At 73.1% G+C, this 14,186-nt stretch carries 11 protein-coding genes; 2 read left to right on the forward strand and 9 right to left on the reverse strand.

Translation table 11 applies throughout. The features are described from left to right. Positions 1-392: 392 nt before the first annotated feature. From PUR53_RS18805 to PUR53_RS18845, 9 genes are all read right to left on the reverse strand, one after another. Positions 393-1,478, reverse strand: a complete 1,086-nt coding sequence (locus PUR53_RS18805; protein WP_329900381.1) for a Zn-dependent alcohol dehydrogenase — start codon at positions 1,476-1,478, stop codon at positions 393-395. Positions 1,479-1,514: 36 nt separating this feature from the next. Next, positions 1,515-2,903 (reverse strand): aldehyde dehydrogenase family protein, encoded by a 1,389-nt coding sequence (locus PUR53_RS18810; protein WP_329900382.1) that lies wholly within the window; start codon positions 2,901-2,903, stop codon positions 1,515-1,517. A gap of 127 nt (positions 2,904-3,030) precedes the next feature. After that, positions 3,031-3,519: a DUF3574 domain-containing protein gene (locus PUR53_RS18815; protein ID WP_329908995.1), complete on the reverse strand. Its 489-nt coding sequence runs from the start codon at positions 3,517-3,519 to the stop codon at positions 3,031-3,033. 123 nt (positions 3,520-3,642) lie between these two features. Beyond that, complete coding sequence (locus PUR53_RS18820; RefSeq protein WP_329900384.1) at positions 3,643-4,206, reverse strand: class F sortase; 564 nt, start codon at positions 4,204-4,206, stop codon at positions 3,643-3,645. A gap of 571 nt (positions 4,207-4,777) precedes the next feature. Then, entirely contained in the window at positions 4,778-5,404 is a 627-nt protein-coding gene (locus PUR53_RS18825) for a hypothetical protein (RefSeq protein ID WP_329900385.1), read from the reverse strand. Positions 5,405-5,504: 100 nt separating this feature from the next. After that, on the reverse strand, positions 5,505-6,779 hold the full coding sequence (locus PUR53_RS18830) for an MFS transporter (protein WP_329900386.1): 1,275 nt from the start codon (positions 6,777-6,779) through the stop codon (positions 5,505-5,507). Between the two features lie 102 nt (positions 6,780-6,881). Next, positions 6,882-8,348, reverse strand: coding sequence for a CitMHS family transporter (locus PUR53_RS18835; protein WP_329908996.1), 1,467 nt, complete (start codon positions 8,346-8,348; stop codon positions 6,882-6,884). Positions 8,349-8,469: 121 nt separating this feature from the next. Next, positions 8,470-10,725: a molybdopterin oxidoreductase family protein gene (locus PUR53_RS18840; protein WP_329908997.1), complete on the reverse strand. Its 2,256-nt coding sequence runs from the start codon at positions 10,723-10,725 to the stop codon at positions 8,470-8,472. Positions 10,726-11,143: 418 nt separating this feature from the next. Continuing rightward, complete coding sequence (locus PUR53_RS18845; protein ID WP_329900389.1) at positions 11,144-11,761, reverse strand: TetR/AcrR family transcriptional regulator; 618 nt, start codon at positions 11,759-11,761, stop codon at positions 11,144-11,146. Between the two features lie 316 nt (positions 11,762-12,077). On the opposite strand from PUR53_RS18845, the gene hmgA reads away from it, so the two are divergent. Both hmgA and PUR53_RS18855 read left to right on the forward strand, forming a co-directional pair. Then, complete coding sequence (gene hmgA, locus PUR53_RS18850; RefSeq protein ID WP_329908998.1) at positions 12,078-13,403, forward strand: homogentisate 1,2-dioxygenase; 1,326 nt, start codon at positions 12,078-12,080, stop codon at positions 13,401-13,403. Positions 13,404-13,431: 28 nt separating this feature from the next. Then, positions 13,432-14,181 (forward strand): GntR family transcriptional regulator, encoded by a 750-nt coding sequence (locus PUR53_RS18855; protein WP_329908999.1) that lies wholly within the window; start codon positions 13,432-13,434, stop codon positions 14,179-14,181. Positions 14,182-14,186 lie beyond the last annotated feature (5 nt).

Genomic DNA, 14,186 nt, shown 5'->3' on the forward strand with positions numbered 1-14,186 from the left:
CCCCACCCCCCCCCCCCCCCCAATCCGCGCCCGCCCCCCCCCCCCGCCCGGGCCCCCCGGGGGCCCCCAACCCCACCGCGCGGCCCCGACCCCGGCCCCCGCCCGGCCCCCCCCCCCCCCCCCCCCCCGCCCGCCCCCCGCCGCCCGCGCCCCCCCGCGCCCCCGCGCGCCCCCCCGCCCCGCCCCCCCCCCGGGGGGGGGGGGGGGGGGGGGGCTGGTCGCGCAGTTCCCCGCGCCCCTAAAAGATTCAGGCCCCTGCGGGCCTGAAAAGACCACGGCCCCGCCGGCCTGAAGGGCGACGGGGCTGCGGGGGTGAACAGCATGGGGCGCAGCCCCTGCTTGTCAGGGGCGCGGGGAACTGCGCGAGAAGCCCCACCGGACCCGCGGTCGAATCAGAACGTCACCAGCGCCCGGCCGCCCTTGCCCGCTCGCATGTTGTCGAAGGCCGCGGGGATGTCCTCCAGGGCGATGCGGTCGGTCACCAGGGCGGAGAGGTTCAGGCGGCCGGCGGTGATGTGGTCCGCCAGGACCGGTACGTCGCGTGCCGGGTCGGAGTTGCCGTAGACGCACCCGGCCAGGGTGCGGCCCCAGTGGAAGATCTCCAGCGCGTTGAAGGTGACCTGCTGGTCCTTGCCGCCGATGCCGACGACCGTGGTGCGGCCGCCGCGCCGGGTCGACTCCCAGGCCGTCCGGATGGTGACCGCGCGGCCGACGCACTCCACGGCGACGTCCACGCCCTGTTTGCCGGTGAGCGCGCGGATCTCGCGGGCGGTGTTCTCGGAGGCGACGACGTACTCCGTGGCCCCCGCCGCGCGGGCCAGTTCCTCCTTCGCCGGGGAGACGTCCACGGCGACGATCCGGGACGCGCCGGCGATCCGCGCGGCCTGGAGCGCGGCCAGCCCGACGCCGCCCGCCCCGAACACGGCGACTGTCTCGCCCTCGCGGACCCGCGCCGAGTGGTGGACCGCGCCGTAGCCGGTGAGGACGGCGCAGCCGAGCAGGGCCGCGTCGGTGAGCGGAACGCCGTCCGGCGCGGGGAGCACACAGCCGGCGGCCACGACCGTCTCCTCCGCGAAGGCCGCCACGTTCAGCCCGGGGTGGAGGTCGGCGCCGTCCGAGGCGCGCCGGGCGTACACGTTCCCGGAGCCGACCAGCGCGTTCGCGCACAGCCAGACCTCGCCGAGCGAGCAGGCGTGGCAGCTCCCGCAGGACGGGGCCCAGTTGAGGACGACGCCGTCCCCGGGCGAGACATGGGTGACCCCGTCGCCGACCGCCAGGACGGTGCCCGCCCCCTCGTGGCCGAGTACGGCGGGCACCGGCACCCGCATGGTGCCGTCGGACAGCGACAGGTCGGAGTGGCAGACCCCGGCGGCGGCGAGCCGCACCCGGACCTGGCCGGGCCCCGGGTCCGGCAGCTCGATCTCGGTGATCTCCAACGGGGCACCGACGGCGGGCAGTACGGCGGCTCGAACGGCCATGGGGACGACTCTCCTACTGGTTCGCCTGGAACCCGGTCAGAACTGGAGGGACTTGGTCTGGAGGTACTCGGCCAGGCCGTGTTCGCCCAGTTCGCGCCCCACACCCGACTGCTTGTAACCCCCGAACGGGGCCCTCGGGTTGAAGCGACCGCCGTTGATGTCGACCTGGCCGGTGTCCATCCGGCGGGCGAAGGCCACGGCCTCGCTCTCGCTGCCGGCCCAGACCGCGCCGGCCAGCCCGTACACCGTGCCGTTGGCGATCCGCAGGGCGTCGGCCTCGTCCTCGTAGCGGAGGATCGACAGGACGGGGCCGAAGATCTCCTCCTGGGCGATCGTCATCTCGGGGGTCACGTCGGCGAAGACGGTCGGGCTGACGAAGTAGCCCTGCTCGCGCGGGGATTCAGGGCCGCCCGCGACCAGGCGGGCGCCCTCGGCCACGCCCTTCTCGATGTAACCCCGCACCCGCGCCTGCTGCTTGGCGTTGACGAGCGGGCCGATGCGGTCGCCGTACTTCGCGGCGGCCTGCGCGGCCAGTTCGACGGCCTCGTCGTACTGGGAGGTGTGGACGAGCATCCGGGTCCAGGCGCTGCACGTCTGACCGGAGTTGGACATGACGTTGGCGACACCGACGCTCACCGCCTTGGCGAGGTCGGCGCTCGGGAGGATGACGTTGGCGGACTTGCCGCCGAGTTCGAGGGCGACCTTCTTGATCGCGGCACCGGCGGTCGCGGCGATCCGCCGGCCCACCGCCGTGGAGCCGGTGAAGGAGACCAGGTCGACACCGTCGTGCTCGGCGAGCGCCTGTCCGGCGACCGGGCCCAGGCCGGTGACCAGGTTGAACACTCCGGCGGGCACGCCCGCGTCGTGGACGGCCTCGGCGAAGAGCTGGGCGACCAGCGGGGTGTCCTCGGCGGGCTTCAGGACGACGGTGCAGCCGGCGGCGAGGGCCGGGGCGACCTTGGCGACGATCTGGTGCAGCGGGTAGTTCCAGGGGGTGATGGCCCCGACGACGCCGATGGGCTCGTGGTGCACGGTGGAGTTGCCGACCTTCTCCTCGAAGGCGTGCTCGGCGGCCAGCTCGGCGTACGAACCGGCGACCGTGACGGGCAGGTCCGCGTGCACCCTCTGCGAGAACGGCGGCGGCGAGCCGAGCTCCGCCGTCACCGTCTCGGCGATCTCCTCCCGGCGCGCGGCGAGCGCGTCGCGCAGCGCGCCGATGATCGCTCCCCGCTCGGCGGGCGGGGTGGCGGCCCAGCCGGGGAGAGCGGCGCGGGCCGCGCCCACGGCGGCGTCGACGTCCTCGGCGGTGCCCGCCGGGACGCGGCCGATCACCTGTTCGTCGGCGGGGTTCACGACCTCGATCGTGTCGGTCCCGGCAGCGGGGCGCCAGGTACCGCCGATGTACATGCCGTCGTGTGCCTTCATCGTGCTGCCTCCCGAGCGGGCGTGGTCGTCCGCCCCAGAAACTAGCCCTGATAGTTTTCCGGCACCAGGCCTTCGAGGAGTGAGGCAGGACTCGTCGGTTCCGGTGGCGGCGGGGAGTCTCTTCGCCTCAGAAGTCGACGCGCTTGCGGTCATCGACCCGCGCCACCGCCTCCTGGGCGAACTCCTCGCGGTAGTCGCCCCGGATCTCCTCGATCCTGCGGTCGCTCACGGGGGCCGACGACACCGGATACAGCAGAACCAGTTCGTACGACCGCTCCTTCTCGATCGTCCCGTTCGCGTCCCGCCACTGCCCACGCCCCTCCTGCACGGTCAGCCCGTCCGGAAACCCGGGGGTGACCTCGCGGTCGACAAAGGTCATGAACTGGTCGTCCGTGACGGCGGGACCGCCGTCGGGCCGCTCGGTGCCGAAGAGGAGCCGCGTCTCGATGTAGGGCGTTCCGCGTGCCGGGGCGACCACGGAACCGGCGGGGGCGTCCTCGGCGAGGGTGGCGTAAGCGGTCGGGGCCCCCACCGCCAGCAGACAGGCGGTGGCCGCGAGGGCGACGCGGGCGCGGGGGAAGCGGTGGGTACGGGGAGAGGTGGCGTGTGCGCTCATGTGTCCACCTCTAGCGGTACCACCGCTTCCGGTTGTGTCGGCCGCGCCGGTGCCGGTCCCCACGTGCGTCCGTACGCCCCCGGCGGCTCGGCGAGGCGTGCGGCGCACGCCCCGCACGCCGGTTCACGGCTTGCGCGCCGGTTCCTTGGTCGCGGTGAGGTGGGCGAAGACGACGACGTTGCTCGTGTAGCCCTTCCGTCGGTCGTACGTCCCGCCGCAGGTGATCAGGCGCAGTTCGGGGCGCCCGCGGTGGCCGTACACCTTCTTGCTGGGGAAGCGGTCCTTCTCGTACGACTTCACGGCGTCCACGGTGTAGACGGCGGTGCGGCCGTCCGCCCGCAGGACCTCCACCAGACGGCCGGGCTTGATCACGTCGAGCGCCGCGAAGACGGCGGGGCCCGTCCGGGTGTCCCGGTGGCCGACGACGACCGCCGTGCCGGGTCCGCCGGGCGCGGGACCGTCCGCGTACCAGCCGACCACCTTCGGCTTGTCGTCAGGCGGTGCGGGGAGCCGCCGTCGGGCGTCGAGGCGGAGCTCGGTCACCGGCGCCTCGATGCCGAGGTAGGGGATGGTGACGGTCCTCGCCGGGGAGGGCGGCAGCGTACGCGGGCGGGCGGGCTTGCGTGGCTCGGCGGGCCTGGGGGTGGGCGGCGCGGGTCGCACGGGCCGGGTGGGGGCGGGCCGCACGGGCGTCGCTCCGGTGGGCGCGACGGGTGCCGGGCCCGTGGGTTCGGCGCCCGTCGGTTCGGCGGGGGCCGGTCCCGTCGGTGCGGCCGCGGAGGTGGGTACCGTCGGCCGGGCGGGCGTCTGACTCGCCCACCCGGTCGGGGGCCCGGTCTCCCACCCGGTCGAGGGTCGGGTCTCCCACCCGGTCGGTGGCAGGGTCCCCGCCGGGGTCTCCGCCGCAGCCCCCGCCACCCTCCCCGCACTGGTCCCCGGCGGGGTCCCCGCCGCGGTCCCCGGCTCGGTCGGCGCCTCCGGTTCCGTGCGCTCGGTCCCTTGCGCACCAGTCGCTGTCGGGGGCGGCGGGGATGCGGGCTCGTCGGGTGGTGGAGGCGTGAAGTACAGGGACGCTTGGGCGTGTGGTGCCCCCGCACCGCGCGCCCTGGAGTCGGCCCAGGCGGCGCCGGCCTCGGCGGCCCCGGTCCGGTCCCCGTTCTCCGCCAGATGGACGCCGCCCACCACCAGCGCGGTGGCCATGACGACCGTCCGCGTCAGGCGGTAGGCGCGCGTCCGGTGCCAGGGCCTGCGCCGGCGTCTACGCGGCGCCATCGGCGCGGCGACGGCGCAGCCGCAGATAGGCCACGCCGCCGGCCGCGGCGAGACCCACGGCGGCCGCGCCGGCGACCGGCGAGAAGTTCTGGGTGAGGGCGAGACCGCCACCACCGGCCGGCACCGCGCCCTCGGGTCCGGCGAGACCGTTGAGCGGGCAGTTGACGTTGATGTCCCTGCGGCCCTCCTCCAGCGTTCCGCCGATGGTCCTCCAGGTCAGCACGTAGTCCCCGTTGGGGAGCCGCGCCGCGTTCGGGGGCGCCACGGGCGTGCTGTGCCCGGTGCCGTCGGCGGCGAGGGTGATCTCGCCCGTGGCGACGGGGTCGGTGCGCGGCGCGGGGGGCTGGCGGTCGATGGTCCAGCTGATGCGCTGCGTCGGGGTGGGGTCCGTGGGGAAGTTGAAGGCGGAGAGGTAGAAGTCGCAGACCAGCTGCTGGTTGCGCTGGTTGTCGAACGGGAAGCCCACCTTGTGGATCACGACGTCGGGGTCGCCCGGGGCGGCGACGGCGGCCGGTGCCGTGATGAGGCTGGCTCCCGTGACGGTGAGTGCCGCGAGGACGGCGGCGGCACTCGCGCGCACTCCGGCGGGGCGCGGGCGGGACGAGGTGGACATGCAGAACCTCCGAGTCAGACGATTTTCACACAAATCGCTCTTTCGCCTGACTCTCTGTCACATCACACCGGGGGCGGGGGGAGCCGCGCCCGACGGCCCGTCAGATATCCCCCTTACGGCTCAGGGACTCGTCCGACACACCCGACCGTGAGCCCCTCACCCTCCGCCTCGCCGAGGTGCCGCTCCCCCGCCCCGGCTCCCCACGCCCCGGCTCCGCCGGTGAGCGCAGGGCGATGACCGACGACACCAGCAGCAGCGCGCCCAGCATCACGAACGGCGCGGCCACGCCCGCGACCCCGGCGATCAGGCCCGCGGCGGCCGGCGCCCCGGCCTGCCCCAGCCGGTTTCCCGTCAGCCGCAGCGCGAGCGCGGTGGAGCGGGCCTCGTCCGGCGCGGCCTGCACCACCGTCGTCATGGACAGCGGCTGCCCGACCCCGAGGCAGAACCCGAGGGCGGCGAGGATCAGGGCGAGCGCCCACACCGGCACCGGCAGCGCGATCCCGGCGCACAGCACGGCCCCCAGCACGCAGGTGACCGTGAGCAGTGCGGTCCGGCCGAGCAGCCGCAGCATGGGGGTCATCACCAGACGGCACGCGATGGTCGCCGCCGCCCGCAGGCTCAGCAGGACGCCGATCACCGAGGGAGCGATGCCCCGGTGTTCACCGACCACCGGCAGATACGCGGTGAGGATGTCCGTCGCCGACAGCACGGCGAGGCTGATGAAGATGCCGCCCGGCACGCCCCTGGTGCGCAGGATGCGGTGCACGGGCACGCGTTCGCCCTGCGCCGTACGGGACTTGGGCTCGGCGGGACGCTCTATGCGCCACAACGAGGTGAACGCGACGGCCGCCCCGGCACCGGCGACCACCAGCGCGAGGGCGCTCGTCCGGGCCATGTCCGGGCCGCCGATCAGGGCGCCCGCGGCGATCGGGCCGACCAGTTGGCCGAGGGAGGCGCCGATGGTGAAGTGGCCGAAGTTGCGGTCGTGTTCGTGCGGCGCGGACTGGCGGGCCACCAGGGACTGGGCGCCGATCACGAAGGAGAGGTGACCGAGGCCCATCACCCCGCTCCAGACGGCCATCGCCACCAGGGAGTCGGCCAGACCGCTCAGGACGCAGCCGCCGGAGATGAGGACGACACCGATCGGCAGCAGGGGCGCGCACCGGCCCCGGTCGGTCCTGCGGCCGAGCGGGACGGCGGCGAACAGCGGGAGCAGGGCGTAGACCCCCGCGATCACACCGACCGCCCGTTCGTCGGCGCCCAACGCGAGGGCCCGGTAGGACACGGCGGGCCGTGCCATCGACACCGCCCCCTGCGCGAAGCTGAAGGCGATGACGAGGCGAAGCAGCCAGCCGCGGTTCCTACCGGGCCTCACGATGCGGGTCCTCCTGGGGGAAGTTCACGCCGGTTCGAAGGAACTTCGGCCCGGTCGGCGGGACTTGGGGTCCACGGTGGCGAGGGCGTCGGGTTCCACGGTTCAGATGATGCCGAACAGCACGCCGGCGCCGAGAATGATCAGCGAGGTCGCCGCCGCCCACTTGACCACGAACTTGGTGTGGTCGCCGAACTCGACCTTGGCCATGCCCACGAGCACGTACACGGCCGGGACCAGCGGGCTGGACATGTGCAGCGGCTGGCCGACGAGGGAGGCGCGGGCGATCTCCAGCGGCGAGACGCCGTGGGCGGCACCGGCCTCGGCGAGGACCGGGAGGACACCGAAGTAGAAGCCGTCGTTGGACATGAAGTAGGTGAGCGGCAGGCTCAGGAAGCCGGTGACCAGGGCCATGTGCGGGCCCATGCCGGCCGGGATGCCGTCGACGATCCACTTGGCCATCGAGTCGACCATGCCGGTGCCCTGGAGGACGCCGGTGAAGACGGCGGCGGCGAAGACCATGCCGGACACGTTGAGGACGTTGTCCGCGTGGGCGGCGAGCCGGTCCTTCTGGTCGGGGATGTGGGGGAAGTTGACCGTCAGGGCGAGCGCGGCGCCGAGGATGAACAGCACCGGGATCGGCAGCAACTCCATGATCATGGCGGTCAGCAGCGCGACCGTGAGCAGCGCGTTGAACCAGTACAGCTTGGGGCGCAGCGTCGGGCGGTTGGGGTCCAGCCCCTGGAGGCGGACGTCGTCCGCGTCGTCGTCCTCGGAGTCGGCGTCGGTGCCGGAGCCCGCTCCGCCGGTGGCCTTCGTCGTACGGGCCTTGTCGTCACCGGAACCGGAGCCGGCGGCCGACGAGGCGCCCGCGCCGACGAGCACGGTCTCCTCCGAGCCGGACTTCTCCTCGTCCTTGACGATCTTCTCCTGCTCCAGGACCTCGTCGAGGCTCAGCACACCGAGGCGCTTGCGCTCGCGCAGACCGAGGAAGTAGGCGAGGACGAAGACGAAGAGCAGACCGACGAGGAGCGCCGGGATCATCGGGACGAAGATGTCGCCGGCGTCGAGCTTGAGCGCGGTGGCGGCGCGGGCGGTCGGGCCGCCCCAGGGCAGCGTGTTCATCACGCCGTTGGCGGTGGCGGCGACACCGGTCATCACGACCAGGCTCATCTTCAGGCGCTTGTACAGCGGGTACATCGCCGAGACGGTGATCATGAAGGTGGTCGAGCCGTCGCCGTCCAGCGAGACGATCGCGGCGAGCAGGGCCGTGCCGACGACGATGCGCAGCGGGTCGGCCTTGCAGAACTTCAGGATGCCCCGGACGATCGGGTCGAAGAGACCGACGTCGATCATGAGGCCGAAGTAGACGATGGCGAACATCAGCATCGCGGCGGTGGGCGCGAGATTGCCCACCCCCTCGATGACGTAGTCGCCGAGTTGGGCTCCCTTTCCGACGAACACGCAGAAGAGCGCGGGGATCAGTACGAGTGCCGCGATCGGCGACATCTTCTTCATCATGATCAGGACCAGGAAGGTCGCGATCATGGCGAAGCCGAGGATGGTCAACATGTGGATACCTAACGTTCGCCCTTGAACTCCCACCAGGGCACCGGCGGTGCGACGACGTTAGGGCGGCCCGACAAGTCTTAACAAGACGTTGACATGCGAGCAATAAGCGCAGAACTCCAGGTCACAGCGTTGCGCCTGCTCGGGACAGCTCCACGGGGATGCCGTTGAGGACCGCGTTGCCCGACAGCGGGTCGAGCAGCGAGCCGTCGAGAAGCTGGTTGACGTTGACCCCGGGGTCGATCGCCGCGTGGCTCATGCGGGTGCCCGGACGGTCGTGTCCCCAGCCGTGCGGAAGGCTCACGACGCCCTGGCGTACGACGTCGGTGACCTCGGCGGGAGCGGTGACCTCTCCCCCGGCGCCCTTGATCCGTACGGCGTCGCCGTCGGCGAGGCCGAGGCGGTCGGCGTCGTCGGGGTGGATGTGGAGGGTGCAGCGGTTGGTGCCGCCGGTGAGGGCGGGGATGTTGTGCAGCCAGCTGTTGTTGGAGCGCAGATGCCGGCGGCCGATGAGGACCAGGCCGTCGGGGCGCTCGCGCAGGGCGGTGCGGAGCCTCGGCAGATCGCCGACGATCGGCTCGGGCAGCAGTTCGATGCGGCCGCTGACCGTCTTCAGCGGCTGCGGCAGCCGGGGCCGCAGCGGCCCGAGGTCGATGCCGTGCGGGTGGGCGAGGAGCCTCTCCAGCGTCAGTCCGTCCGGGTCCGTGCCGAAGCCCTCGCCGTACGGGCCGAGGCGCAGCATCATGTCGAGCCGCCGCTCGGGGCCGGTGTCGCCGGTGAGCAGGCCCGCGAGTTCGCGCGGGTCGCGGCCGTGGACGGGTGAGTGGGCCTCCTTGACGGCCTTGCCCAGGGTCTGGCCGATGACCAGGTCGTCGACGGCGGAGGGGTCGGCGCCGTGCATGCCGGTGGCGGCGAGGGTGAGGCGGGCGAGGATCTCGGTCTCGGCCATGCGGCCGTCCTCCAGGGGGACGGCGGCCCGGTTGTAGCGGACCTGGTTGCGCACGGCGAAGGCGTTGAACGCGAAGTCGAAGTGCGGGGCCTGCGAGGGCGGGGGCGGCGGCAGGACCACGTCGGCGTGGCGTGCGGTCTCGCCGAGGTAGGGGTCGACGCTGACCATGAAGTCCAGCGAGTCGAGCGCCTTGTCGAGGCGGTCGCCGTCGGGTGCGGAGAGCACGGGGTTGGCGGCCACGGTGATGAGCGCGCGGACCGGGCTGCCCTCGGGGGTCGCGGTGTCGATCTCCTCGGCGAGCGCGGACAGCGGCAGTTCGCCCTTGGCCTCGGGGTGGCCGCCGACCCGGCTGTGCCAGCGTCCGAGGGCGAAGCCCCGGCCGGGTCCGGCGGGTCGGGGGGTCTTGTCCGTCGCGGAGTGCGGGAAGAGGGCGCCGCCGGGCCGGTCGAGGTTGCCGGTGAGGATGTTGAGGACGTCGACCAGCCAGCTGGCGAGGGTGCCGTGCGGGACGGTGCAGCTGCCGATGCGGCCGTATACGGCCGCGGTGGGCGCGGCGGCCAGGTCGCGGGCGAGCGCGCGGATGGTACCGGCGTCGACGTCACAGGCCTCGGCGACGGCCTCGGGGGTGAACTCCCGCATGGCGGCGGCGAGTTCGTCGACCCCCTGCACATGCGGGGCGAGGTCACGGAGGTCGGTGAGCTCCTCCTCGAACAGCACCTGGGCCATCGCCGCCAGCAGCAGGGCGTCCGTGCCCGGCCGGATGGCGAGGTGCCGGTCGGCGAGCTTGGCCGTGCGGGTCAGTCGGGGGTCGACGACGGTGAGGGTGCCGCCGCGCGCCTTGAGGGCCTTGAGCTTGCCGGGGAAGTCGGGGGCGGTGCACAGACTGCCGTTGGACTCCAGCGGGTTGGCGCCGAGGAGCAGCAGGTGGTCGGTGCGGTCCAGGTCGGGGACGGGGATGGCGTGGGCGTCGCCGTAGAGCAGTCCGCTGGAGACGTGCTTGGGCATCTGGTCGACGGTGGAGGCGGTGAACAGGCTGCGGGTGCCGAGTCCGGCGAGCAGGACGGGCGGGTAGAGGGCACCGGCCATGGTGTGGACGTTGGGGTTGCCGAGGACGACGCCGACGGCGTTCGGGCCGTGTGCCTCGACGACCGGTCGCAGTCCGGCGGCGACGGCGTCGAAGGCCTCCGCCCAGGTGGCCTCCCGCAGCTCCCCGTCCTTGCGGACCAGCGGGGTGCGCAGCCGGTCGGGGTCGCCGTCGGCCGCGCCGAACGAGGCGCCCTTGGGGCAGATGAAGCCCTTGCTGAACACGTCGTCCCGGTCGCCGCGGGCCCCGGTCACCCGGGTGCCCTCGATGGTGAGGGTGAGTCCGCAGGTCGCCTCGCAGAGCGGGCAGACCCGCAGGGCGGTGCGGGCGTCGGTGGTGGTGGACACGGGTCCTCCCGGAGGGGGCGGCGGCGACGGTGACGCTCGGACGGGCGCCGCGTGCGGGGCACGCGACACCGAGGCCGAGCATACCGACCGGTATGCACCACGGGGAGGGGCCGCCGGGGCCTTGTCGGGAAACGGCGAGAACGACGGGGAGGGGCTTGCCGGGAAAGGGGGCGCCTACGGGGAGGGGATTGACGGGAATGGGGCCTTTGCCGGGCGGGGCTCGCCGGGAAACGGGGGCAGCGGCGGGGCGGGGCTCGCCGGGACTCAGCGGCACCCTCGGGGCGCGGCCCCACGGAGACGGCCCGGCGCCGAGGCCGCGCCCGGGGCCCGGGACCCGGCAGGATCGCCGGGCCCGGGCGGGCCTCGGCCCGGCCTGTGCGAGAGGCGGACCTCAAGTCCAGCACGCGCGCGGCAGTCCTCAGTCCAGCACGCGCGCGAGATAGGCCCGTAGCAGCTCCCGCATCTCCAGGATGATCCGTTCGTCGCCCTCCGGGGAGACCCGGAAGGCCAGGTGGACCAGGGTGTCGGCGGTCTCGACGGCGATCAGGAAGGTGCGGCGCAGATCCTCGTCGGGGGTGCGGTCGATGAACGCGGAGAGCAGCTCCGACAGACGGTCGGCGACACGGTGATTGGGTTCCTGGCGGCTGCCGCCGACCGGGATCTGGTTGCCGAAGTCGATGAGGGCGAAGCCCGGGGTGTTGCGCTTCATGTCGAGGTACTCGTCGAGGACGGCGTCCATCGCGGTGCGCCAGTCCCGGCGGCCCCTCGCGTGGAGGCGGCGGGTGACCCCGTCGGTGAACCGGTCGAGGTTGCGTTCGGCCAGCGCGTCGGCCATCGCGCGCTTGTTGCCGAAGAAGCGGTAGACGGAGCCGATGGGCACACCCGCGCGCAGCGCCACGGCACGGGTGCTCAGCGCGTCGTAGCCGACCTCGTCGAGGAGGTCGGCGCAGGCGTCGAGGATCCTGGTCAGTCGTTCGGCACTGCGCCGTTGCACGGGGGCGCGGCGCAGGGAGGTCGCCTGGGACACGGGCTTCATGATGCCTTTCCGCCGAGGTCCGATGAACTGTCCGAATATCAGTACGGCCGGTACCGCCGCTCCCGCTCAGCGCTGGACCGTACGGACACCGAACATCCGCACGCCCACAGCCTGCCGGGAGACTAGAGCACCGCACTGACAGGACGGATCCCCTCGCGGTCCGGTTCTCCCTCTCCGCCCGATGCACCCGATCTGTGGACGCCCCGTCGACGTCCGGTTGTCGTCCGTCGACGCCCCGTCACCGGTTCGTCCCCTTGCACCCGCCCCAGCCGAATCCTACGGTGAAGCACAGGAATCAGGAGTGTGAGGGAGCGGCATGAGCGGGGACGCGAGGAAGACGGCCGAGGGGCTGGAGTACCTCTCCGGTTTCGGCAACGAGCACGCCTCGGAGGCGGTCCCGGGCGCGCTGCCGCACGGCCGCAACTCCCCGCAGCGCGCCCCGCTCGGCCTGTACGCGGAGCAGCTCAGCGGCACCGCGTTCACCGAACCGAGAGCGCACAACCGCCGCTCCTGGCTCTACCGGATCCGCCCGTCGGCCGCGCACCCCGCGTTCACGCGCACGGACAACGGCGCGCTGCGCACGGCCCCCTTCACCGAGACCGTCCCCGACCCCAACCGGCTGCGCTGGAACCCGCTGCCGGAGCCGCCGGCGGGCACCGACTTCCTCGGCGGCCTGTGGACCCTCGGCGGCAACGGCGACGCGACGCTGCGCACGGGCATGGCCGTGCACCTGTATCACGCCAATTCCGCCATGCAGCGCGTCTTCGGCGACGCGGACGGCGAACTCCTGATCGTCCCGGAGCGGGGCGGCCTCCTGCTGCGCACGGAGCTCGGCCTGCTGCGCGCCGAGCCCGGCGAGGTCGCCCTGGTCCCCCGGGGCGTCCGCTTCCGTGTCGACCTCCTGGACGCCACCGCCCGCGGCTACGTCTGCGAGAACTACGGCGCCCCCTTCCGCCTCCCCGACCTCGGCCCGATCGGCGCCAACGGCCTCGCGAACGCCCGTGACTTCCGGGCGCCGACGGCCGCGTACGAGGACGTCGAGGGCCCGGTGGAGGTGGTGAACAAGTACTGCGGGAACCTCTGGACGGCCACCTACGACCACTCCCCGCTCGACGTGGTCGCCTGGCACGGCAACCACACCCCGTACGTCTACGACCTGCGCCGTTTCAACGTCATCGGGACGATCTCGTACGACCACCCGGACCCGTCGATCTTCACGGTGCTGACCTCGCCGAGCGACACCCCGGGGCTCGCGGCGGTGGACTTCGTGGTGTTCGCGCCCCGGTGGCTGGTGGGTGAGGACACGTTCCGGCCGCCCTACTTCCACCGGAACGTGATGAGCGAGTACATGGGCCTGATCGAGGGCGCGTACGACGCAAAGACAGCCGGAGAAGGGGGCTTCGTGCCCGGCGGCGGCTCGCTGCACAACATGATGTCGGCGCACGGTCCTGACCGGGAGACCTTCGACCGGGCGAGCGCGGCGGAGCTGGCGCCGCAACGGGTGGACGACGGGCTCGCGTTCATGTTCGAGACGCGCTGGCCCGTCCTCACCACCGAGCAGGCGGCTCGCGCCGAGCAGCTGCAGCGGGGGTACGACGACGTGTGGTCGGGGCTCCGCCGCCACTTCGGCCCGTTGCGCTGAACCCGCCGGGCCGGGTACGGATACCGCTGTGACCTCATTCGCTCCGGACTCGATCGTCCTGAACCGCAAACTGCCGCTCTGGTACCAGGTGTCGCAGTCCCTGCGCGCCTCGATACTGGGCCGGTCGCCGCAGGAGCCGCTGCGGCTGCCGACCGAGGAGCAGTTGGCCGGGCACTACGGCGTGAGCGTGCTGACCATGCGGCAGGCGCTGAAGGAGCTGGAGGGCGAGGGGCTGATCAGCCGGCACCGTCGGCGCGGCACGTTCATCGAGCCGAGCGCCCGGCGGGGCTCCCCGGTGCGGCTGCTCGGTTCCGTGGACGCGATCGTGGCCCAGCAGTCGGGGATGACGACGGAGCTGCTGGACCAGGGCAGCACCCCCGTATCGGGTGAACTCTCGCAGTACTTCCCGGACTTGACCGAGGTGGCCACCTACCACCGGCTGCGCGGCGACGAGCGGACGGGCGAGCCGACCAACCACGCCCGCAACTACGTCCGCCCCGAGCTGGCCGACCGCATCGACCGTGACGACCTGCTGCGCTGGCCGATGACCAAGGTCCTGCGCGATGTCGTGGGGGTGGCCATCGGCCGGATCACCGACACGGTCGAGGCCCGCATCGCCGACCCGGAGACCGCCCGCCTCCTCCAGGTCCCCCTGCTCAGCCCGATCCTGCACTACACGGGCGTCACCCACGACGAGTCCGGCCGTGTCCTCGACGTGGCGGTCATCCACTACCGCGGCGACCGCTTCTCGTTCACCGTGACCCTCGACGCCCCCTGACGAGG

Origin of the sequence: Streptomyces sp. SP18BB07 (assembly GCF_036322545.1) — a bacterium.
Classification (GTDB): Bacteria; Actinomycetota; Actinomycetes; order Streptomycetales; family Streptomycetaceae; genus Streptomyces; species Streptomyces deccanensis.